This is a genomic window from Massilia sp. NP310 (genome assembly GCF_019443485.1).
GTDB classification, from domain to species: Bacteria; Pseudomonadota; Gammaproteobacteria; order Burkholderiales; family Burkholderiaceae_D; genus Telluria; species Telluria timonae.
Map to the genome: position 1 here is coordinate 4,115,530 of NZ_CP080379.1, position 20,458 is coordinate 4,135,987.

Annotated in this window: 20 protein-coding genes; 11 read left to right on the forward strand and 9 right to left on the reverse strand. The window is 64.2% G+C overall.

From position 1 onward, the window contains the following. Positions 1-57 precede the first annotated feature (57 nt). Positions 58-2,412, forward strand: coding sequence for a Tex family protein (locus KY496_RS18020; protein ID WP_219861851.1), 2,355 nt, complete (start codon positions 58-60; stop codon positions 2,410-2,412). 4 nt (positions 2,413-2,416) lie between these two features. Further along, complete coding sequence (locus tag KY496_RS18025; RefSeq protein ID WP_219861853.1) at positions 2,417-2,863, forward strand: GNAT family N-acetyltransferase; 447 nt, start codon at positions 2,417-2,419, stop codon at positions 2,861-2,863. A gap of 24 nt (positions 2,864-2,887) precedes the next feature. Here KY496_RS18025 and KY496_RS18030 read toward each other — a convergent pair whose 3' ends face one another. Both KY496_RS18030 and KY496_RS18035 read right to left on the reverse strand, forming a co-directional pair. Then, the gene (locus tag KY496_RS18030) at positions 2,888-3,172 is read right to left on the reverse strand and encodes a hypothetical protein (protein WP_005664350.1); all 285 of its coding nucleotides are present in this window, start codon (positions 3,170-3,172) and stop codon (positions 2,888-2,890) included. A 62-nt stretch (positions 3,173-3,234) separates the two neighbouring features. Next, on the reverse strand, positions 3,235-3,546 hold the full coding sequence (locus KY496_RS18035) for a hypothetical protein (RefSeq protein WP_219861855.1): 312 nt from the start codon (positions 3,544-3,546) through the stop codon (positions 3,235-3,237). 171 nt (positions 3,547-3,717) lie between these two features. On the opposite strand from KY496_RS18035, the gene grxD reads away from it, so the two are divergent. Both grxD and KY496_RS18045 read left to right on the forward strand, forming a co-directional pair. After that, complete coding sequence (gene grxD / locus KY496_RS18040; RefSeq protein WP_005664345.1) at positions 3,718-4,032, forward strand: Grx4 family monothiol glutaredoxin; 315 nt, start codon at positions 3,718-3,720, stop codon at positions 4,030-4,032. Then, positions 4,032-4,625 carry a UbiX family flavin prenyltransferase gene (locus tag KY496_RS18045; protein WP_219861857.1) on the forward strand — a complete coding sequence of 198 codons (594 nt, stop codon included), beginning with the start codon at positions 4,032-4,034 and terminating at the stop codon, positions 4,623-4,625. The genes grxD and KY496_RS18045 overlap by 1 nt, the downstream gene beginning before the upstream one ends. A 31-nt stretch (positions 4,626-4,656) precedes the next feature. On the opposite strand, the gene KY496_RS18050 is transcribed toward KY496_RS18045, so the two are convergent. From KY496_RS18050 to KY496_RS18060, 3 genes are all read right to left on the reverse strand, one after another. Further along, positions 4,657-4,827 (reverse strand): hypothetical protein, encoded by a 171-nt coding sequence (locus KY496_RS18050; protein WP_005664342.1) that lies wholly within the window; start codon positions 4,825-4,827, stop codon positions 4,657-4,659. 127 nt (positions 4,828-4,954) lie between these two features. Beyond that, positions 4,955-5,374 carry a hypothetical protein gene (locus tag KY496_RS18055; RefSeq protein WP_040775023.1) on the reverse strand — a complete coding sequence of 140 codons (420 nt, stop codon included), beginning with the start codon at positions 5,372-5,374 and terminating at the stop codon, positions 4,955-4,957. Positions 5,375-5,652: 278 nt separating this feature from the next. After that, positions 5,653-6,705 (reverse strand): MBL fold metallo-hydrolase, encoded by a 1,053-nt coding sequence (locus tag KY496_RS18060; protein WP_219861859.1) that lies wholly within the window; start codon positions 6,703-6,705, stop codon positions 5,653-5,655. Between the two features lie 136 nt (positions 6,706-6,841). Here KY496_RS18060 and KY496_RS18065 point away from each other — a divergent pair, with 136 nt between their 5' ends. Next, entirely contained in the window at positions 6,842-7,246 is a 405-nt protein-coding gene (locus KY496_RS18065; protein WP_005664336.1) for a MerR family DNA-binding transcriptional regulator, read from the forward strand. A gap of 171 nt (positions 7,247-7,417) precedes the next feature. Here the strand turns inward: KY496_RS18065 and KY496_RS18070 are convergent, their stop codons facing one another. After that, positions 7,418-7,627, reverse strand: a complete 210-nt coding sequence (locus KY496_RS18070; protein WP_005664334.1) for a hypothetical protein — start codon at positions 7,625-7,627, stop codon at positions 7,418-7,420. Positions 7,628-8,239: 612 nt separating this feature from the next. Here KY496_RS18070 and KY496_RS18075 point away from each other — a divergent pair. From KY496_RS18075 to KY496_RS18095, 5 genes are all read left to right on the forward strand, one after another. Next, positions 8,240-9,424 carry an isovaleryl-CoA dehydrogenase gene (locus tag KY496_RS18075; protein WP_219861861.1) on the forward strand — a complete coding sequence of 395 codons (1,185 nt, stop codon included), beginning with the start codon at positions 8,240-8,242 and terminating at the stop codon, positions 9,422-9,424. A gap of 22 nt (positions 9,425-9,446) precedes the next feature. Next, positions 9,447-10,646, forward strand: coding sequence for an acetyl-CoA C-acyltransferase (locus KY496_RS18080; RefSeq protein WP_219861863.1), 1,200 nt, complete (start codon positions 9,447-9,449; stop codon positions 10,644-10,646). Between the two features lie 74 nt (positions 10,647-10,720). Then, a complete protein-coding gene (locus tag KY496_RS18085; RefSeq protein WP_219861865.1) occupies positions 10,721-11,389 on the forward strand; it encodes an SDR family oxidoreductase in 669 nt (222 codons plus the stop codon). 35 nt (positions 11,390-11,424) lie between these two features. Beyond that, positions 11,425-12,552: an acyl-CoA dehydrogenase family protein gene (locus KY496_RS18090; protein ID WP_219861867.1), complete on the forward strand. Its 1,128-nt coding sequence runs from the start codon at positions 11,425-11,427 to the stop codon at positions 12,550-12,552. Next, positions 12,549-13,100 (forward strand): GNAT family N-acetyltransferase, encoded by a 552-nt coding sequence (locus KY496_RS18095; RefSeq protein WP_219861869.1) that lies wholly within the window; start codon positions 12,549-12,551, stop codon positions 13,098-13,100. The genes KY496_RS18090 and KY496_RS18095 overlap by 4 nt, the downstream gene beginning before the upstream one ends. On the opposite strand, the gene KY496_RS18100 is transcribed toward KY496_RS18095, so the two are convergent. From KY496_RS18100 to KY496_RS18110, 3 genes are all read right to left on the reverse strand, one after another. Further along, the gene (locus KY496_RS18100) at positions 13,093-14,145 is read right to left on the reverse strand and encodes an LD-carboxypeptidase (protein ID WP_219861870.1); all 1,053 of its coding nucleotides are present in this window, start codon (positions 14,143-14,145) and stop codon (positions 13,093-13,095) included. The two genes, KY496_RS18095 and KY496_RS18100, sit on opposite strands and share 8 nt — an antisense overlap. Before the next feature lie 82 nt (positions 14,146-14,227). Then, positions 14,228-17,083, reverse strand: a complete 2,856-nt coding sequence (locus tag KY496_RS18105; protein WP_005664320.1) for a TonB-dependent receptor domain-containing protein — start codon at positions 17,081-17,083, stop codon at positions 14,228-14,230. Positions 17,084-17,302: 219 nt separating this feature from the next. Then, the gene (locus KY496_RS18110; RefSeq protein ID WP_219861872.1) at positions 17,303-19,048 is read right to left on the reverse strand and encodes an ABC transporter substrate-binding protein; all 1,746 of its coding nucleotides are present in this window, start codon (positions 19,046-19,048) and stop codon (positions 17,303-17,305) included. Between the two features lie 163 nt (positions 19,049-19,211). Here KY496_RS18110 and KY496_RS18115 point away from each other — a divergent pair, with 163 nt between their 5' ends. After that, positions 19,212-20,450 (forward strand): nucleoside recognition domain-containing protein, encoded by a 1,239-nt coding sequence (locus KY496_RS18115; RefSeq protein WP_005664317.1) that lies wholly within the window; start codon positions 19,212-19,214, stop codon positions 20,448-20,450. Positions 20,451-20,458: the final 8 nt, after the last annotated feature.

Sequence of the window (20,458 nt, forward strand, 5' to 3'; positions counted from 1 at the left end):
GCGCATCGTCGATGAGCGCGTATCATTGGCCGCTTGATCTTCGATACAACGATTCACATGCTGCCCTCCATCGAACAACGCCTCGCCCAAGAACTCGCCGCCCGCCCGGCCCAGGTGGCCGCCGCCATCGCCTTGCTCGACGAAGGCGCCACCGTGCCCTTCATCGCCCGCTATCGCAAGGAAGCCACGGGCGGTCTCGACGACACCCAGCTGCGCCTGCTCGAAGAACGCCTGCGCTACCTGCGCGAGCTCGAAGACCGGCGCGCCACCATCGTCGCGTCGATCACGGAGCAGAACAAGATGACGCCCGAGCTGATGCAGGCGATCGCCATGGCGGAAGACAAGACCCGCCTCGAAGACCTGTACCTGCCCTACAAGCAGAAGCGCCGCACCAAGGCCCAGATCGCGATCGAGGCCGGCCTGGCGCCGCTGGCGGATAGCCTGCTGGCCGATCCGACCCTGAACCCGGAAGAAGTGGCAAACGGCTACCTGCGCGAGGCATTCACCAATGCCGATGGCGGCGCCAACCCCGGCGTGCTTGACGCCAAGGCGGCCCTGGACGGCGCGCGCCAGATCCTGATGGAGCGTTTTGCGGAAGACGCAGAACTGCTGCAATCGCTGCGCGAGTACGTGCAGGAGCACGGCGTGGTCGAATCGAAGGTCGTCGCCGGCAAGGAAGACGAGGGCGAAAAGTTCGCCGACTACTTCGACTACAACGAGCCCCTGGGCGCCGTGCCGTCGCACCGTGCGCTGGCCCTGCTGCGCGGCCGCCGCGAGGGCGTTCTGGACGTGAGCCTGCGCCTGGATTCGGAACCCGAGAAGCCGAAGTGGGATGCGCCGCTGAACCCGTGCGAGGGCCGCATCGCGGCGCGCTTCGGCATCAAGGCGCAAGGCCGCCCGGCCGACAAGTGGCTGCAGGACACCGCGCGCTGGACCTGGCGCGTGAAAAGCTTCATGCACCTGGACACCGAGTTGATGGGCGCCCTGCGCGACAAGGCCGAACTGGACGCGATCGGCGTCTTCGCGCGCAACCTGAAAGCGCTGCTGCTGGCGGCGCCGGCCGGCCAGCGCGCCACCATGGGCCTCGATCCGGGCCTGCGCACCGGCGTGAAAGTGGCCGTGGTCGACGCCACCGGCAAGGTGGTCGACACCGCCACCGTCTATCCGCACCAGCCGCGCAACGACTGGCATGGCGCGCTGCACACGCTGGGCCAGCTGGCGGCCAGGCACAAGGTGTCGCTGATCTCGATCGGCAACGGCACCGGCTCGCGCGAGACCGACAAGCTGGCGCAAGACCTGATCAAGCAAAACCAGGAACTCAAGCTGACCAAGATCGTGGTCTCGGAAGCCGGCGCCTCGGTGTACTCGGCTTCGGAGTTCGCGTCGCGCGAACTGCCCGACATGGACGTCTCGCTGCGCGGCGCGGTCTCGATCGCGCGCCGCCTGCAGGATCCGCTGGCCGAACTGGTCAAGATCGATCCGAAGTCGATCGGCGTCGGCCAGTACCAGCACGACGTCTCGCAGACCCAGCTCGCGCGCTCGCTCGACGCGGTGGTCGAGGATTGCGTGAACGCGGTGGGCGTGGACGTGAACACCGCCTCGGCGCCGCTGCTGGCGCGGGTGTCGGGCCTGTCGAACACGGTGGCCCAGGGCATCGTGGCCTACCGCGACGCCAACGGCGCGTTCGCCTCGCGCGCCGCGCTCAAGAAGGTGCCGCGCCTGGGCGACAAGACCTTCGAGCAGGCGGCCGGCTTCTTGCGTATCGTGAACGGCGCCAATCCGCTGGACGCGTCGGCGGTGCACCCGGAATCGTATCCGGTGGTCGAGAAGATCCTGGCCGACGTCAAGCGCGACGTCAAATCGCTGATCGGCGACGGCCCCTTGCTGAAAGCCCTGTCTCCGTCGAAGTACGCGGACGAGAAATTCGGCGTGCCGACCGTGAGCGACATCCTGAAGGAGCTGGAAAAGCCGGGCCGCGACCCGCGTCCGGAATTCACCACCGCCACCTTCAAGGAAGGCGTGGAAGAGATCTCGGACCTGCGTCCGGACATGATCCTGGAAGGCGTGGTGACCAACGTCGCCGCCTTCGGCGCTTTCGTGGACATCGGCGTGCACCAGGACGGGCTGGTGCACATCTCGGCGCTGTCGAACACCTTCGTGAAGGATCCGCATACGGTGGTCAAGGCCGGCCAGGTGGTCAAGGTCAAGGTGCTGGAAGTCGACCCCAAGCGCAAGCGCATCGCGCTGACCATGCGCCTGGCGGACAGCGCGCCGCAGGCGGGTGCGCGGCCGGAGCAGCGCGGCGATCGTACCGACGCCAAGCGCGTGGCCCAGCACCAGCGCCAGGAACGTTCGGCGCCGCCGTCCAACAATGCGATGGCGGACGCCTTCGCCAAGCTGCGCGGAAAATAAGCGGATGCCGCTGCTGGCCAGCGTCGATCCGGACAGCCCCGATGCAAGGCAGCTGATCGCCGAGCTCGACGCGGCGCTGGCCGCCATCACGGGCGACAGCGGCGCCTCGTCGTTCGATCCGCAGGATTGCCGTGGGGCCGGCGCGGTCTTCGTGATCGCCTATGACGCGCAAGGCGTCGCAGTGGGCTGCGGCGCGCTGCGATCGCTCGAAGGCGAGGTGGGTGAAATCAAGCGGATGTATGCGCGTGCCGGCAGCGGCGCCGGCGCGCCCATTCTGGCCGAGCTGGAACGGCGTGCCGCTGCCTGCGGCTACCGCCGATTATCGCTGTCGACGCGGCGCGTGAACGTGCGCGCGGTCGACTTCTATGAACGGCACGGTTACGTGGAAGTGCCGCCTTACGGCCGCTACGTCGGCCGCGCCGTGTCGATCTGCCTGGGCAGGCAGCTGTGAGCGCTCATCTTGTGAGCGCTCATCTCAGGCGTGCTTCATGAACATGCCGATCAGGTAGACCGTCAGGCAGCCGAAACCGATCAGGAGCATGCGCGCCTGCGGGATGGCCGGCAGGCCGGTCTTCTTGATGTGCACGGCGTCGCGCACCAGCAGCACGGCATACACCAGGGCCGCCACGCCGGACAGGATGTCGCCCACGCTGGAGCGTGTGACGCCGCTATAAATGTTCAGCAGGCCGGGAATGCCCAGCAGGGCGGCGATCACGAAGTTCATGTTCGGCGATGGTACGCGCGGGCGGGGTTGCTGCATCGTTACTCCAATAATCTGAATGACAAACCGGGCGATCATACCGCAATGCCGGCCGCATACCGTCACATCCCGGGCAGTCTCAGGGTCGCGCCCTGGGTCATGATCTTCACCAGGAAGCTGCCGACGAAGGCGCCGAAGCAGATGTAGCCGATCAGGGTGACGCGCGGCGACGCCAGCAGCGCCGTGCGGCCGGCCTGGCGCTGCAATGCGCACCAGGCCAGGTACAGCGCCATCATCAGCGGCCCGAGCGCGAAGAAGATGCCGGCGAACCAGCCACGCGAGAGGGCGCTGGCGATATCGAACAAGGCAGGCAGCCCCAGCACGGCCGCGAACACCCACATGGCCACTGGAGGCAAGGAAGCAAACGTCTTCATCGTGTTTCTAGGTAATCTTTAACTGGTCGATGATACCGCAGACCACCGACGGTCGACGGCGATATGAACTTGGCCCCCCACCTGCGTGGGGGCGACTTGGCCAACTTTGTCGGCCAAGTCGTTATAGAATGTCGCCATCTACTTATTCCTTTTCTTCAAAGGCAAAATCAAATGAGCGACGTGCAAACCTGGATCAAAGAAACCGTGACCTCCACCCCGGTCGTGCTGTTCATGAAGGGCACCGCCCAGTTCCCGCAGTGCGGCTTCTCGGGCCGCGCCATCCAGATCCTGAAAGCCTGCGGTGTTGACAACGTTGCCACCGTCAATGTGCTGGACGACGCCGAAGTTCGCCAGGGCATCAAGGACTATTCGAACTGGCCGACCATTCCCCAGCTGTACGTGAAGGGCGAGTTCATCGGCGGCACCGACATCATGAACGAGATGTACGAATCCGGCGAACTGCAGACCCTGCTGAAGAACGGCTGATGGCCGAACGTCCGCGTCGAATCATTGTCGCCATCACCGGCGCAACCGGCGCGACCTATGGCGTGCAGCTGCTGCGGCGGCTGAACGCCACCCCGGGCGTCGAGACCCACCTGGTCGTTTCCGACGCCGCCTCCCTCACCCTGCACCAGGAACTCGGCCTGCAGCGGCGCGACGCCGAAGCGCTGGCCCACGTCGTCCACCGCAACCGCGACGTCGGCGCCTCGATCGCCAGCGGCTCATACCAAGCGGACGGCATGGTGATCGCCCCCTGTTCGATGAAAACGCTGGCAGCGGTCGCGCATGGTTTTTCTGACAACCTTGTGACACGCGCGGCCGACGTGATCCTCAAGGAGCGCCGGCGCCTGGTCCTGATGGTGCGCGAAACGCCCTTCAACCTGGCCCACTTGCGCAATATGACGGCCGTGACGGAAATGGGCGGCATCGTCTTCCCTCCCCTGCCCAGCTTCTATCATCGGCCGGCGACGATCGCGGACATGGTCGAGCACACGGTGGACCGTGTCGTGGATTTATTAGGGATAGAGAATGCCCAGGCCGCCCGCTGGGGCGGCATGAAGGGCGAACAAGACGCCTGAAGGCGCGCCAGCGTCCTGCCGGCGCACGCGTTCAGCGTTTGTCGTCGTACTTGTCTTGGGACTTCTTCAACTCGCGCGCCTCTTCAAGCATTCGGCGCCGGGCATTGCGTTCTCGCATGACCTCGGCATGACGCGCTGCCGTCATGGGGGGCGCCGTCATCAAATCCTTGAGCTGGGCGGTATTGGCGTAGTTGTTTCGCATGCGTCAGCTGCTCCTGGGTAGACCTGGGGCGGTGGCGGACATGCTGCCACCTGAACAGATTATGACCCAGCTGCGGCCGTTTGTGCGGCTCGGCATGACGAAAAGTGCAAGCCCCGGGGGAACCGGCTTACTTCGCTTCCGCTTTCTGGTGGTTCATGCGCACCAGCATGCGGATGAACTCGCGCGCCAGCTGGCGGTGGTGTTCATCCAGGCGCTGCAGGTCGGCGATCAGTTTGACGTCGGCCGATTCGAAGCGGGCGCCACCACCGTTGGCGGCGTCAAGGCTGGCGGCCTGCTCGGCGCCGCCGAAGCGCAGCCAGTCGGCCGGCACGCCCAGCCACTGGGCGATCATGCGCAGCTTTTCCTGGGTGGGAATGGCTTCGCCTACCAGCCATTTACGGGCCGCGTGAACCGTGATCGGACGGCCTTCGAAGCGGATATTAAATTCTCGGGCAAGGCGGGTCGGACTGTCGGGCGAGTAGTGTGCGTTCTTCAGGGCCTGCTGCAGTCGCTCACTGAAGCTCTCCCGTTCATTCGTTGAATTCATCGTGATACTGGGTTGTTGAGACTGGACGGGCGGCATCTTCATCCCTTGCGGATGAGAAGCCATGGGGTCCAAATCATACAACTAAAATGTAACAATGATGTGGTTTTTTAAGAGTTTTTACGCTCAGTGCAACTAATACCCAACAGCAATACAGCCAAGTAGGATTTTCACAAAATTTTCTATTATTCGAAATGAATAAGTCTACGCACCATTACTTAGACAGGCTGACTGGAATGCACGTACCAAAAAAATTGTATCCAATGGTTACAATTTAAATGTTAGATTTGTTGAAATCTCACCACGCCGTCGTGACCAATCATGCGGCGTAGGCGACCGTCGCGCCAGAGCTTGTGCAGGTGGGCCAGCGCTTCGCCCAGCGCAAAGCTGAGCTGGTGCGCGTCGAGCGGCCTCCGGAACATGATCGGCACGATGTCGGTCGCCGAGCGTGGCGCGGCGCAGGCCGCGATCACCTCCGCCAGGCGCGCCGTGTGGTGCTCGCGCAGCTGGGCGATGCGGGTATGCAGGCCGCGGAAGGGCTTGCCGTGCGACGGCAGCACCAGCACGTCCTCGGGCAGGTCGGCGAACTTCGACAGCGAGTCGAGATAGAGCTGGAGCGGATTGCCCTCGGGCTCGACCGCGAATACCGAGACATTGGTCGAGATCCGCGGCAACACCATATCGCCCGAGACCAGCACATTCAGCGCCGCGCAGTAGAGCGAGGCGTGTTCCGGCGAGTGGCCGAAGCCGGTGATCACGCGCCACGCCTGGCCGCCGATCGTGACGACCTGCCCATCCTGCAGCCGGGTATAGGCTTGCGGCACCGACGGCACCAGCGAAGGATAGTAATTGCGGCGGCTGCGCATCTGGTCCAGCATCGCCGCATCGACCAGGCCGTGGCGTTCGAAATGGGGAATGGCCGACGGCCCATCCACGCCGGGCAGCGCCGCCGCCATCATGCGCATGAAGCCGAATTCGCCGGTGGTGGTCCAGAACGGCGCCCCAAAACGCGTGCACAGCCAGCCGGACAGGCCGACGTGGTCGGGATGACAATGCGTCGCGATCAGGCGCAGCAGCGGCCGGCCGTCCAGTCCCCCGGCCAATACCTGTTCCCAGGCGGCGCGGGTGGCGTCGGTGCCGGCGCCGGTATCGACCAGGCTCCAGCCGCGCCGCTCCTCGCGTTCGTCTTCCAGCAGCCACACATTGACATGGTCCAGCGCAAACGGCAACGGCATGCGCGCCCAGCGCAGGCCCGGCATGACCTCGTGCACGGCGCCGGGAACAGGGATGGTGTCGCCAAATGGATAATCCAGCTGGGCTTCGAGGGCATTCATGGCAATCTTTTCATTTTCCGGGTCGGTGGACCGCGCTACAATGTGGCGAAACTGACAGTTAACGTAAACGGCAATCACGGTATCATTTTTCGATTCTAAGCGATTCCGCCAGCGTTTCCCAATTGCCTTAAATCTCATGCCCACTACCTATACCATTGCCGAACTGGCGCGCGAATTCGACATCACCGCAAGGGCGATCCGTTTTTATGAAGACCAGGGCTTGCTCAGCCCCAAGCGCGAGGGCGTGGGCGGACGCAACCGCGTGTACACCCCGCGCGACCGCACCCGCCTGAAACTGACCCTGCGCGGCAAGCGCCTTGGCCTGACGCTGTCCGAAATTAAGAGCATCGTCGACATGTATGAGTCGCCAAGGGACACCGTGGCCCAGATCAACCGCTTCCTGGGCGTGCTGGCCCAGCAGCGCCTGACCCTGGAACAGCAGCGCGCCGACATCGAGATGGCGCTGGAAGAGATTTCGGCCCACGAGGAAGAATGCCGTCGCCTGCTGAGCGAGGACGAGGCGGCGCGCGACACGGCGTGACATTCGCCTGGTCCGCGACAAGGCCTGCAGTGATTCAGCCGATCAAAAGTGGTTGATCAACTCAACTGTCGCAGCACGAAGACATTCAATCCGCAATGGCGATCGACGCCGTGCGGATTGCATGCATGCTGTTCAGGGTTCCGGTTCCAGGAGTCGGAACGATCTCGTGAACTAGATATTGAAGCATCCCCCCGCCCATCCTGAATTAGCCTTGCGGAATTCGGCGAGCGCCGTACGGCATTGACCCAATGTCGCGTATTTCCCGATACTCTTGAGATTCTGATTATTGCTCTGCCAAACCTTCAATTCGTAATGCGCCGTATTGGCGAACGCAAAGGTGGCACTCGTTGACAGCAATAGGATAAGCAATAGCGTTTTCATGGTTTGTCTCCAGCTATGATTGGCAGCCATCAGAACTTTGTACGCGACAGAATTTCCTCGACCTCCTTCCCATTATTCCCCCAGTTCGGCGCCCAGACCGCGGCGCGACCCGGACCATGCCTGCTCCCCTGTTGAGCGCATTGTTCTGGATTCGCCGGGAGCATCACCAAGGCTTCGCGAGCGCTGAACGGGCAATAAGATCCAGCAAAGAAAACAACCACATATTGCCATGGAAAAATCTTTATTTTTCATCCGCGGCGATATGATGGAATGCGTTGTTTGAGGATAACAACAAAGGCGACTCGATGGCTACGTTATGGTGTAAATACCACATTTAACATTTATCAATCTGCCCCATTCCTTTTCTGCCTTTTAAGAATTGTAGAATCGCCGTTTTCTTCCTTATTCAATAACCAGACATTTATTCTTGGTGAATGCATTTATTGTCATTCTCATCAGCGTGACATCCGTGCTGGTGCGGCGGGTTGGTCGTCGGTTGAAGAGGCTGTCGTAGACGACTTCACTTTACGTTTACGTTAACGTAACAGGCGAGTATGATATTCCTTCACTGGCTGCCCACTCTGCCCAACCACCGTTCACCGTGAGGACGACATGCTGCATCTCCCAGGCTTGACCTTTGACCATGGCGAAGACATCGCCGCGCTGCGCGAAGCAGTCCAACAATTCGCGGCGAGCGAAATCGCCCCGCGCGCGGCGGAGATCGACCGCAGCGACCAGTTCCCGATGGACTTGTGGAAGAAGATGGGCGAACTGGGCCTGCTGGGCATCACCGTCGGCGAGGAATACGGCGGCGCCAATATGGGTTACCTGGCCCACATCGTGGCGATGGAAGAAATCTCGCGCGCCTCGGCCTCGGTCGGCCTGTCCTACGGCGCCCATTCGAACCTGTGCGTCAACCAGATCAAGCGCAACGGCAACGAGGAACAAAAACGTCGCTATCTGCCGCAACTGATCTCGGGCGAGCACGTCGGCGCGCTGGCGATGTCCGAGCCGAATGCCGGTTCCGACGTGGTCAGCATGAAGCTGCGCGCCGACCTCAAGGGCGATCGCTACGTCCTGAACGGCAGCAAGATGTGGATCACCAACGGTCCGGACGCCGACACCCTGGTGGTCTACGCCAAGACCGACCTCGAGGCAGGCCCGCGCGGCATGACCGCCTTCCTGATCGAAAAAGGCTTCAAGGGTTTCTCGATCGCGCAGAAACTGGACAAGCTGGGCATGCGCGGCTCGCATACCGGCGAACTGGTGTTCCAGGATTGCGAAGTGCCTGTGGAAAACGTGCTGGGCGGCGTCGGCAAGGGCGTCAACGTCCTGATGTCGGGGCTGGACTTCGAACGCACCGTGCTGTCCGGCGGCCCGCTGGGCATCATGTCGGCCTGCATGGACGCCGTGGTGCCCTACATCCACGAGCGCAAGCAGTTCGGCCAGGCGATCGGTGAGTTCCAGCTGATGCAGGGCAAGATCGCCGACATGTATTCGACCATGATGGCTTGCCGCGCCTATGTGTATGCCGTGGGCCAGGCCTGCGACCGCGCAACGATGCCGGAACAAGTGCGCGCCCTGCGCAAGGACGCCGCCGGCGCCATCCTGTACAGCGCCGAAAAGGCCACCTGGATGGCGGGCGAAGCGATCCAGACCCTGGGCGGCAACGGCTACATCAACGAATACCCGGTCGGCCGCCTGTGGCGCGACGCCAAGCTGTACGAGATCGGCGCCGGCACCAGCGAAATCCGTCGCATGCTGATCGGCCGCGAGCTGTTCGGCGAAACCATGTAACCCTTCATTGGAGACAAATACCATGAATGATCCAGTCGTCATCGTCGGCGCAGCGCGCACCCCGATGGGCGCCTTCCAGGGCGATTTCTCTTCCAAGACCGCGAGCGACCTCGGCGCGGTGGCGATCAAGGCCGCGGTCGAGCGCGCCGGTGTCGCCCCTGACGCGGTCGAGCACGTCTACTTCGGCAACTGCCTGATGGCCGGCCAGGGCCAGGCCCCGGCGCGCCAGGCGCTGATCAAGGCCGGCCTGCCGCTGTCGACCGGCGCCGTCACGCTGTCCAAGATGTGCGGCTCGGCGATGCAGGCCGCCATCTTCGCCCACGACCAGCTGGTGGCCGGCAGCGCCGACATCGTGGTCGCCGGCGGCATGGAGTCGATGACCAATGCGCCCTACCTGATCCCGAAGGCGCGCGGCGGCTACCGCATCGGCCACGCGCCGATGTTCGACCACATGATGCTCGACGGCCTGGAAGACGCCTACTCGCGCAACGAGAAGACCGGCGAAGGCCGCTCGATGGGCACCTTCGCCGAAGAGTGCGTGGCCACGTACCAGTTCACGCGCGAGGAGCAGGACGCGTTCGCGATCGCCTCGGTCAAGCGTGCGCAGACCGCCAGCCTCGAGGGCGGCTTCGACTGGGAAATCGCCCCGGTCAGCGTCACCAGCCGCGCCGGCGACACCGTGATCGACAAGGACGAAGGCCCGCTCAAGGCCAAGGTCGACAAGATCCCTTCGCTCAAGCCTGCGTTCAAAAAGGACGGCACCGTGACCGCCGCCTCGTCGTCGTCGATCAACGACGGCGCCGCCGCGCTGGTGATGATGCGCGAATCGACCGCGAAAGAGCTCGGCCTGACCCCGATCGCGCGCGTGCTGGGGCACGCCACCCACGCGCAAGAGCCGAACCTGTTCACCACCGCCCCGATCGGCGCGATGCACAAGCTGTTCAAGAAGACAGGCTGGACGGCCGGCGACGTCGACCTGTTCGAGATCAACGAAGCCTTCGCCGCGGTGCCGATGGCCGCCATGCGCGACCTCGACATCCCGCACGGCAAGGTCAACGTCCACGGCGGCGCCTGCGCGCTGGGCCACCCGATCGGCGCCTCCGGCGCGCGCATCATCGTCACCCTGCTCGGCGCGCTCAAGCGCAGCAGCGGCAAGCGCGGCGTGGCTTCGCTGTGCATCGGCGGCGGCGAAGCCACCGCGATGGCGATCGAGCTGGTGTAATCCTTCGACCAGCGCGGCAATGATGAACGAACCATGCGAACATTGAGGATTCAACCGTTCACAGGGAGTTCATCATGCCAACCGCACTGATCATCGGCGCCTCGCGCGGCATCGGCCACGAAATGGTCCGCCAGTACCGCGCGGACGGCTGGCGCGTCATCGCCACTGCGCGCAAGCAGGAAGATTGCGACGAGCTGGTTCATATGGGCGCAGTGGCGCACCAGCTGGACGTCACGAGCGCCGAATCGATCGCCGCGCTCGGCTGGCGCCTGGACGATGAAAAGATCGATAGCGCCTGGCTGGTGGCGGGTGTCTACGGCCCGACCCACGGCAGCTTCCCGACCGGTCCCGAATTCGACGCCGTCATGCACACCAACGTGCTGGCCGCGATGCGCCTGATCCCCATCATCGGCCCGCTGCTGGCCGACACGCGCGGCAAGCTGGCGGTCGTCTCCTCGCGCATGGGATCGATCGGAGAGCGCACGGGCACCGAAGGCACGCTGTACCGCGCCAGCAAGGCGGCGCTCAACTCCGTGCTGAGGGACGCGTCGATCACCTATGGCGCGCAAGGCGTCACCTGTGTCGCCTTCCATCCGGGCTGGGTTCAGACCGATATGGGCGGCTCGGGCGCCAGCCTGACGCCGGAGCACAGCGTGCGCGACCTGCGCGCTACCCTGGCGAAGGTGGACGCCAGCGCCAACGGCAGCTTCCTGAACCATGACGGCGCCGCCATCGCCTGGTAGGCAATCACTACACATAAAAAGACACACGAGACACCATGATCCTGAGCGAAGAACACCAGATGATCCGCGACGCCCTGCGCAGCTTTGCGCAGGAGCGCCTGGCCCCCAACGCCGCGCGCTGGGACCGCGAACACCATTTCCCGAAAGAGGAACTGAAGGAACTGGCGGCCCTGGGCGCCTTCGGCGTGGCGGTGCCGGAGCAGTATGGCGGCGCGGGCCTGGACTACGTGTCGCTGGCGCTGGTGCTCGAAGAGATCGCGGCCGGCGACGGCGGCACCTCGACCATCATCTCGGTCAACAACTGCCCCGTATGCAGCATCGCCATGATGTACGCGAACGAGGAACAGAAGGAGCGCTGGCTGCGTCCTCTCGCCCAAGGCGCGCTGCTGGGAGCGTTCGCTCTCACCGAGCCGCATACCGGCAGCGATGCGGCGGCGCTGCGCACCACGGCCACGCGCGATGGCGACAGCTACGTCATCAACGGCACCAAGCAGTTCATCACCAGCGGCAAATACGGCGACGTCGCCATCGTCATGGCCGTCACCGATAAGGCGGCCGGCAAGAAGGGCATCAGCGCATTCTGGGTGCCGACCGATACGCCCGGCTACATCGTGGCCGGCATCGAGCAGAAGATGGGCCAGCACTCGTCGGACACGGCGCAGATCGTGTTCGACAACTGCCGTATCCCGGCGGCCAACCTGATCGGCGAGAAGGGCATGGGCTACAAGATCGCCCTGTCCGGGCTGGAGGGCGGCCGCATCGGCATCGCCTCGCAATCGGTCGGCATGGCGCGCGCGGCCTACGAGGCGGCGCTCGGCTATGCGAAGGAGCGCGAGAGTTTCGGCAAGCCGATCTTCGAGCACCAGGCGGTGCAGTTCCGCCTGGCCGAGATGGCGATGAAGATCGAAGCCGCGCGCCAGCTGATCCTGCACGCCGCCGCGATGAAGGATGCGGGCCTGCCCTGCCTCAAGGAAGCGGCGATGGCCAAGCTGTTCGCTTCCGAGATGGCCGAGAACGTCGTGTCGAGCGCGATGCAGGTGTTCGGCGGCTACGGCTACGTGGCCGACTTCCCGGTCGAGCGCATCTACCGCGACGTGCGCGTGTGCCAGATCTATGAAGGCACCAGCGATATCCAGAAGATCCTGATCGCGCGCGCGCTGTGAGCCTGCCCTTGCTGCGGATCGTGCCTTTGGCGCCCGAGCGGCTGGCGCAGCTGTTCCAGTATCTCGACGACCAGCTGCAGGAAAATGGCCGCGGCGGCATGCCGCTGTTCCAGCCGCTGTCGCGTCTCCAGTCGCGCGTGCCGCCCGAGAAGGCGGCCGCCTTCGCGGCCAGCTTCTCGGTGCCGTTCGGCCAGCCGGGCTGGCGTCAGATGTGGATCGCGCTCGACACGCTGGGTGCGATCGCGGGCCATGTCGACCTGCGCGCGCGGTCCGATCCAGCTTCCAGTCACCGCGCGCTGCTGGGCATGGGCGTGCAGCGCGACTACCGGCGCTTTGGACTGGGCCGGCAACTGGTCGAGACGGCGCTGTCCTGGGCTGCCGCCACGCCGCCGCTCGAATGGGTCGACCTCGACGTGCTGTCGGTGAACCTCGCCGCGCGCCGGTTGTACGAACGCGCCGGCTTCGTCGTCACGGGCGAGGTGCCCGACCTGTACCGCATCGATGGCGAGTCGCACGGCTCGGTCATGATGAGCCGGCGCGTCAGGTAACGGCAGGCTCCAGCAGCGTGATCGTCTGCGCCCGTGTATCGATCCGCGCCTGGATCCCCATCGGCAGGGTGAACTGGTTGCGGATATGCCCGATCGAATAGCCCGACACCGCCGGAATCGTCAGCGGATGCAGGTGCAGGCCCAGCGTCCGCTCCAGCGTGAGCGAGATGTCTTCGTGCTCCGGCCCGCAGTTCTCGCAAATGCCGACCACCAGCGCCGCCGCGTTGTTGAAGCCGCCCGCCAGGTCGAGCTGGGTCATCCAGCGGTCGATCCGGTACGGCGCTTCGTTCACCTCTTCCAGGAACAGGATGCTGCCCTTGATGTCGGCCGCATACGGCGTGCCGGCCAGCGCCGCCACCAGCGACAGGTTGCCGCCCATGAGCGGACCGGTGGCCACGCCGTGGGTGAAGGTGTGGACGCCGAAATGCGGCTCGCTCGCGGCGCGCTGCGCGTTCTCGTGCGACATCGGGATCGTGTAGCCGGCCTGCGGCTCGGTCAGCACCGCCATCATGTGCTGGCTCGAATATGGCGTCATCGTCGACGAGGCGACCGGGCCGTGGAAGGTCACCAGGCCGGTCTGTTTAAAAATCGCGAGATGCAGCGCCGTGATGTCGGAATAGCCGATCAGGACCTTCGGGTTGCGGCGAATGAGGTCGTAGTCGAGGCTTGAGACCAGCGAGATGCAGCCCGAGCCGCCGCGGATCGGCCAGATCGCTTTCACTTCCGGATCGAGGAACATCGCATGCAGGTCGGCCAGGCGCTGCTGCACCGATCCGGCATAGTTGCCGAACACTTCGCGCAGATAGGCGCCGGTCTTGACCTTGAAACCCAGCGCTTCGATATTGCGCACCGCCTTCTCGATGGCGCGGTCGTTGGTATAGCCGCCGGGCGCGATCAGGCCGACGGTGTCGCCGCGCTTCAGGCGCGGTGGTTTGATGAGTTTTTTCATGGGGCGTGAGGGGTGCTGGCGCGCTGCGGCCAGGCCGGGCAAGGCAAGGGACAAGGCGGCGGCGATGGCGCCGAAGCTGCGACGGCTGATCTTCATGCGTGAGGCGGGACTCCAGATGAAAAAAGGCCCGCGCCGGGAGGCCGAAACCTCCATGGCGCGGGCCCTCAGTGTAGGCCAATCAGAAGAACTTGTAGTTGGCCATCAGGGTGAACGAGCGGCCACGCGGATCGGCGACGCGCGGTTCCCAGCTGCTGCCGGCGCCGGTGTTGCTGTCGTAGGTGATCGCGAACGGCGGATCTTCGTCCAGCAGGTTCTTGACGCCCGCGGTCAGGGTCAGGTTCTGGAAGCCCGTATAGTTCACCGACAGGTTGAAGATCGAGTAGTCGTCGACCTTGCTGCTGTAGTTCGACGGCACGATGCGACCGCTGGCCACGCCCGGCAGCACCTGGTCGTCATAGCCCGAACGGTAGATGTTCTGCAGCATGCCGCTCCAGTTGCCCTGCTTGTAGGTGACGTAGGCGCTGTGCTTCCACTTCAGGCCCAGGTCGCCGGTGAACAGGAAGCGGCCTACTTCGCTTTCGCCGAACTCCGAGTTCTTCGTGGCGCGCGACTTCTTCTCGAGCAGGCGCGAGCCGTCCAGGCCCACGGTCCACACGGCGCCGGTGCTGAACTTGCCGTTCAGGCGGGCGCCGACTTCGACGCCGCGCGTGATGCGCTCGCCGGCATTGAGCCAGCGCTGGTCGATGATGGCCAGCTGGCCGGTGGCCGGGTCACGGATGAACTGGTCCTGGAACAGATTGTAGTTCTCGACCATGGTCGCCACATTGAACGAATCGATCGTGTCGTACTTGCGGATCTCCCACAGGTCGGCATTGGCCGAGAAGTAGCTGGTCGGCTCGAACACCACGCCCAGGCTGCCCTGCTTCGCCGTTTCCGGTCCCAGCATCGGCTGGCCGCCGGTGATGGTGACCGGGTTGACGGCCTCGCAGCCGGCGATCGTGCTGTCGACGCGGCCGATCGGGCAGGTGGCCGGGTCGGCCAGGTCCTTGCCTGCATACGGCGACTCGGTCACGCCGTTGAACAGCTGGTTGAACGACGGCGCGCGGAAGCTTTCGTTGTACGAGCCGCGGAACATCAGTTGTGGGATCGGCTGGTAACGGAACGACACCTTCGGATTGGTGGTGGCGCCGAAACCCGTGTAGTCGTCGCGGCGGATGGCGAAGGTCAGTTCCAGCGCCTGGGTCACCGGCACCAGCACCTCGGCGTAGATCGCTTTGATGTCGCGCTTGACCTGGTCCAGCGCGTTGACGTCGTCGAACGGCGCGTTCAGGATCGCCGGACGCGCGTCGGCGGCGCGGCGGTCGCCATTGAACTTGTATTCCTCGCGGCGCAGGTCGGTGCCCAGCGCGGCCATGACGGGGCCGGCCGGCAGGTTGAACAGTTCGCCCGAAATCGCGGCATCGAACTGCGTCATGGTCACTTTGCCGCCATACATCACCACGCCGGCGGCCGAGGTGGCGCGGATCGCGTCGATCGCTTCCTGGCTCTGGCTCTGGCCCGGCAGCAGGAACGGGTTCACGATGCCCGAACCGAGCACGTCGGCCAGCGCCCGGGTGTAGTTGTAGCCGGTGCCCAGCGTCGAATCCGATTCGCTGAAGGCGCGCGACAGGCCCACGCGGTAGTCGTAGCGCTTGCCGAACAGGCTCAATGGTCCGTCGGCGCCCAGCAGCAGGCGGCCGGCCTTGGTCTCGGTCTCGATCTCGCGGTTGCCGCACTCCATGCAGCGCCAGCGGTAGGCGATCGGCAGGCCGTAGTTGGCCGAGATGCTCGGGAAGACCTTGACCAGCGCGTTGTACACGTCGTCGTAGGCGGCGCCGGTGCTTGGGTAGAACGAGGTCGGACCGAAGGTCGAGGCGGAAGGAGAAATCTGATTCGGCGAGAAGCGCTTGGCTACTTCGACGCGCGAGGCCACGCCTTCGGCATAGAACTCGTGCTCGCCCATGCGGAAGGTGGCGCGCGCCAGCGCATTCGAATTCTTGACCGGCTGCTGCAGCACGGCGGCGCGGCCGGTATCCCAGGCGCAGCCATAGGCGGCGCCCGGCGAATCCCAGAGCTTCTCGTCGTAGGCGCCCATGCCGTCGATGCTGTCGCAGCCAGGGCCGCCCGGCAGGTCGAGCAGGCTGATGCCGTTGTAGGCCACGGTGCCGCCGCCCGGGATGGTCGGACCGGTGCCGGTGCGCGACAGCAGGGTCGGCGCCAGGGTGGTGGCGAAGATGTTGCCGCTCGGCGTGCCGCGGGTATCGACCGACACGCCGCGGTTCGGCTGGAAGGTATTCACGAAATCACGCTGGTCGCCGCGCAGCGCCTTGTTCTCGCTGTGCGCGGCCGTCACCAGCACGTTCCAGCCCTGGGTGTCGAGGTCGCCCCAGCCGCCGGTGATGGTGGCGCGGCCGATTTCGCCGCCGCTCTCTTCGGCGATGTCGGTGAAGGCCTGGGCTTCCAGGCCCTTGTAGTTCTTGCGCAGGATGAAGTTGATCACGCCGCCGATCGCGTCGGTGCCATACACGGCCGAGGCGCCGTCCTTCAGCACTTCGACGCGCTCGACCGCCGCCATCGGGATCGAGTTCAGGTCGACCGCCGAGCCCTTCATGCCGTGGGTCGCGACGCGGCGGCCGTTGAGCAGCACCAGGGTCGAATCGGAACCCTGGCCGCGCAGGTTGGCGCTCGAGGCGCCGTTGTTGCCGCGCTGGGCGCCGGACGTCACGTCGGCGTTCGACGCCAGGTTGTCGGAACCGTTGCCGTTGACGTTCAGGGTCGCGATCAGCTGCTCGGCCGTCACGATGCCCTGGTCCTCGAGCTGTTTGCGCGAAATGATTTCAACCGGCAGCGCACCTTCCTTGGCGATGCGCTTGATGCTCGAGCCGGTGATTTCCACCCGCTGCATCGACGCTTCCGCCTGTGCCTGCGCTTGTGCCACGATCGGGGCGGCAGCGCCCATCAAGGCCATCCACTGTGCCAGCTCTTTTAATTTCACCGTGTTTCTCCTAACGTTTCCCTTGGCGGTCTTGGGCCAGTCTGGTGCACCGCAGGGGTGCGGCGCCTGGCCTGCTCTCTTCGTAATGGCTAGTTCGCTCTTAGCATTACGTTATGTTGTGAATTCAGAGTACGCCCACAAAAATCTCAGGTGCCAATGAATTATCCGGAGGGCAGTATAACCAGCAGGAATATTTTATTTAGGAAAAACTAACGGAATCTATCGCTTAGCTCTGGCGGAGCGTGCTCTTTGCGCAACATCGACATCGAGGTAACGCCAGGTCGTGAATTCGACCGGATGCCGTTTGTAGTTTTTCAACCACGGATGACGCAGGTCGCCGGACAGCACATGGGTCAACGGCACCCATGGGTTATAGGCGTGGATGAGCTGATTCATCTCGAAATACAGCTGGTTGCGCTGCGCACCATCGCCGAGCAGACGCGCTCTTTCGTAGCGCACGTTGTACTCGGGCAGGTTGAAACGCGAGTAGTTGGCGCGGCCCGCGTTGGGTCCGTACAGCAGCTGATAAAAATTGTCGCCGTCGGGGAAGTCGGCAATCCAGTTACTTTCGAACATCTGCACCGTGCCCAGGCGCGACGCCTTGATGATCTCGGTCTTCTTGTCCGACTTGAACACCACGCGCAGGCCGATCGCGTTCAGGCATTTTCTCCACAACTCGTCGCGCAGGCGGCCGCCGACGGTGGCTTCGCTGTGCATCGTGAGCGTGAGCGGCTTGCCACCAGGCGCGCGCCGGAAACCATCGGCATCGCGCCCGTCGTAGCCATGGCGGTCCAGCAGCGCGTTGGCCAGCGCCGGGTTGTAGGGCACCGGGCTGCGGTAATCCGGATCGTAGCCGAGCACGTTCGGCGGCAGCGGCGATTCGGCCTTGATCGCGAATCCCTTCTTGAGCAGCGCGATGTCTTCCGCGCTGTTGTACGACATCGAGATCGCGCGCCGCAGCGCTACCCTGTCCTTTCCGTAGCCGCCGACCACCGGGTCGTTCATGTTCATCCACATGTAATAGGTCTGCAGCACCGGGAAGCGCGACAGCACGATGCCGCGCGCCGCCAGCTCGGGTTTGAGTTCGCCATCGCGCACCACCATCTCGGTCATCGATTCGGGAATCTGTTCCAGGTAGTCGTATTCGCCATTCAGGAAGCCCAGCATGCGGCCCTGGAATTCCTCGGCGATCTTCACGTCGATCCGGTCCACCCGCGGCAAGCGTTTTCCGTTCAGGGCGGCGGCAATCGCCCGGTCTTCCGGGTCGTCTCCCGGCGTGGCATGGAACACGGCCGTCGAATAGGGATTCGCCAGCAGGACGATGCGGTCGCTGCGCTTCCATTCCTTGACCATGAAGGGGCCGGTGCCGACCGGATGGTTGCCGGCCTGGCCCGGATAGGCCTCGATCACCTCGCGCGCCACCACGCCGGTGGCCGGGGTGGCGAGATAGAACAGGAAGTTGTTGTCGGGCGCGGCCAGGCGGATGCGCAGGGTGTAGCGGTCGACCGCCTCCACCTGCTTGCCTTCGAGCATATACGACCAGGGCGACCTGAGCGACGGGTCGCGCAGGCGCTCGAGGCTGTAGACATAGTCGGCGGCGGTGACTTCGCGCTTCACGCCCTTGAAGGCCGGGTCGGGCGTGAAATGGATGCCGGGGCGGATGCGGAAGGTATACGTCAGGCCGTCGGCGCTCACCTGGGGCATCGCAGTTACCGTGTTCGGCCGCAGCTTGGCCGGCCGCGCCAGGTAGTCGTAGCGCAGCAGCGGATCGAACAGGTTTTCCAGCAGCGACAGGGTGGCGTTGTCGGACGCCATCGCCGGGTCGAGCCCCGTTTCGCTGGTGGACAGGAACATGCGCAGCACTTTTTGCTCCGACTGCGCCGGCGGCTGCGCCTGGGCCTCGGCCGCCTGCGCACCAAGGCAGGACAGGGTGAAAACTAGGGCGGCGGCGTAGCGGAATGTCATGACGGCGGGTCGTGTTGGGCGTTGCGTATCATAGGCCGGCGCCCTGCCCGAGGCAACGCTCATAACTTTTGCACATGGTGCGGCTGCATTCTTTCATCCACGCGGCTTGCCCTCAGCCCCTGTCCACTGCACAATCGTGCGATACCCAGCAGCGACCTACTTCATGGCACTCAATTACATCTGGACTGGCTTCTTCCTCGTCGGCTTCATCGCAGCGCTATTCCAATGGCTGTTCCTCGGCGACACCGAGATTTTCAAGCGCATCATCGACGGCACCTTCGACTCGGCCAAGATGGCCGTGATGGACATCGCCCTGCCGCTCGCCGGCGTGATGACCTTCTGGCTGGGCATCATGAACGTCGGCGAAAAGGCCGGCGCCATCAACCTGTTCGCGCGCGTGATCGCGCCCTTCTTTTCGCGCATCTTCCCCGGCGTGCCGCGGGACCATCCGGCCAACGGCCACATGGTGATGAACTTCTCGGCCAATATGCTGGGCCTGGACAACGCCGCCACGCCCTTCGGCCTGAAGGCGATGGAAAGCCTGCAGTCGATCAACCCGAAGAAGGACGAGGCCAGCGACGCCCAGCTGATGTTCCTGGTGATCCAGACCTCCGGCCTGACCATCATCCCGCTGGCCGTCATGGCCCAGCGCGCGGTGCTCGGCGCCGCCAATCCGGCCGACATCTTCATCCCGACCCTGATCGCCACCTATACCGCCACCATCTTCAGCATCATCGCGGTGGGCATCCGCCAGCGCATCAATATGTTCGACCCGGTGGTCTTTGCCTGGATCGGCGGCACCGCCGCGCTGATCGCGTCGATGGTGTTCAGTTTTACCTACTTCCTCGATAAATCGCAGATCCAGCTGGTGTCGACCGTGGTCGCCAACCTGGTGCTGTTCTCGGTGATCGCCGCCTTCATGACCGGGGCCCTGATGAAAAAGGTGAACGTGTTCGAGGCCTTCATCGAAGGCGCCAAGGGCGGAGTCGAGACCGCGATCAAGATCATCCCCTACCTGGTCGGCATGATCGTCGCGATCAGCGTGGTGCGCAACTCCGGCATCCTGGGCCTGATCGTGAACGGCTTCGCCTGGGTGTTCGCCTCGCTCGGCCTGCAGACCGACTTCGTCGGCGCGCTGCCGACCGCGCTCATGAAGTCGCTGTCGGGCAGCGGCGCGCGCGCCATGATGATCGATGCGATCAATACCTACGGCGTCGATTCCTTCGTCGGCCGCCTGGCCAGCATCCTGCAGGGCGCCTCGGACACCACTTTCTACATCATCGCCCTGTATTTCGGCTCGGTCGGCATCCGCAAGACCCGCTATGCGGTCAGCTATGGCCTGCTGGCCGACCTGATCGGCATCGTCGCCGCCATCTTCGTCGCCTATCTCTTCTTCGGTTAAAAGGAACA

Bases quoted from the DNA above. Each gene is read 5' to 3' on its own strand.
- KY496_RS18020 (WP_219861851.1), top strand. From the start codon at position 58: ATGCTGCCCTCCATCGAACAACGCCTCGCCCAAGAACTCGCCGCCCGC.
- KY496_RS18025 (WP_219861853.1), top strand. From the start codon at position 2,417: ATGCCGCTGCTGGCCAGCGTCGATCCGGACAGCCCCGATGCAAGGCAG.
- KY496_RS18030 (WP_005664350.1), bottom strand. From the start codon at position 3,172: ATGCAGCAACCCCGCCCGCGCGTACCATCGCCGAACATGAACTTCGTG.
- KY496_RS18035 (WP_219861855.1), bottom strand. From the start codon at position 3,546: ATGAAGACGTTTGCTTCCTTGCCTCCAGTGGCCATGTGGGTGTTCGCG.
- grxD (WP_005664345.1), top strand. From the start codon at position 3,718: ATGAGCGACGTGCAAACCTGGATCAAAGAAACCGTGACCTCCACCCCG.
- KY496_RS18045 (WP_219861857.1), top strand. From the start codon at position 4,032: ATGGCCGAACGTCCGCGTCGAATCATTGTCGCCATCACCGGCGCAACC.
- KY496_RS18050 (WP_005664342.1), bottom strand. From the start codon at position 4,827: ATGCGAAACAACTACGCCAATACCGCCCAGCTCAAGGATTTGATGACG.
- KY496_RS18055 (WP_040775023.1), bottom strand. From the start codon at position 5,374: ATGAATTCAACGAATGAACGGGAGAGCTTCAGTGAGCGACTGCAGCAG.
- KY496_RS18060 (WP_219861859.1), bottom strand. From the start codon at position 6,705: ATGAATGCCCTCGAAGCCCAGCTGGATTATCCATTTGGCGACACCATC.
- KY496_RS18065 (WP_005664336.1), top strand. From the start codon at position 6,842: ATGCCCACTACCTATACCATTGCCGAACTGGCGCGCGAATTCGACATC.
- KY496_RS18070 (WP_005664334.1), bottom strand. From the start codon at position 7,627: ATGAAAACGCTATTGCTTATCCTATTGCTGTCAACGAGTGCCACCTTT.
- KY496_RS18075 (WP_219861861.1), top strand. From the start codon at position 8,240: ATGCTGCATCTCCCAGGCTTGACCTTTGACCATGGCGAAGACATCGCC.
- KY496_RS18080 (WP_219861863.1), top strand. From the start codon at position 9,447: ATGAATGATCCAGTCGTCATCGTCGGCGCAGCGCGCACCCCGATGGGC.
- KY496_RS18085 (WP_219861865.1), top strand. From the start codon at position 10,721: ATGCCAACCGCACTGATCATCGGCGCCTCGCGCGGCATCGGCCACGAA.
- KY496_RS18090 (WP_219861867.1), top strand. From the start codon at position 11,425: ATGATCCTGAGCGAAGAACACCAGATGATCCGCGACGCCCTGCGCAGC.
- KY496_RS18100 (WP_219861870.1), bottom strand. From the start codon at position 14,145: ATGAAGATCAGCCGTCGCAGCTTCGGCGCCATCGCCGCCGCCTTGTCC.
- KY496_RS18110 (WP_219861872.1), bottom strand. From the start codon at position 19,048: ATGACATTCCGCTACGCCGCCGCCCTAGTTTTCACCCTGTCCTGCCTT.
- KY496_RS18115 (WP_005664317.1), top strand. From the start codon at position 19,212: ATGGCACTCAATTACATCTGGACTGGCTTCTTCCTCGTCGGCTTCATC.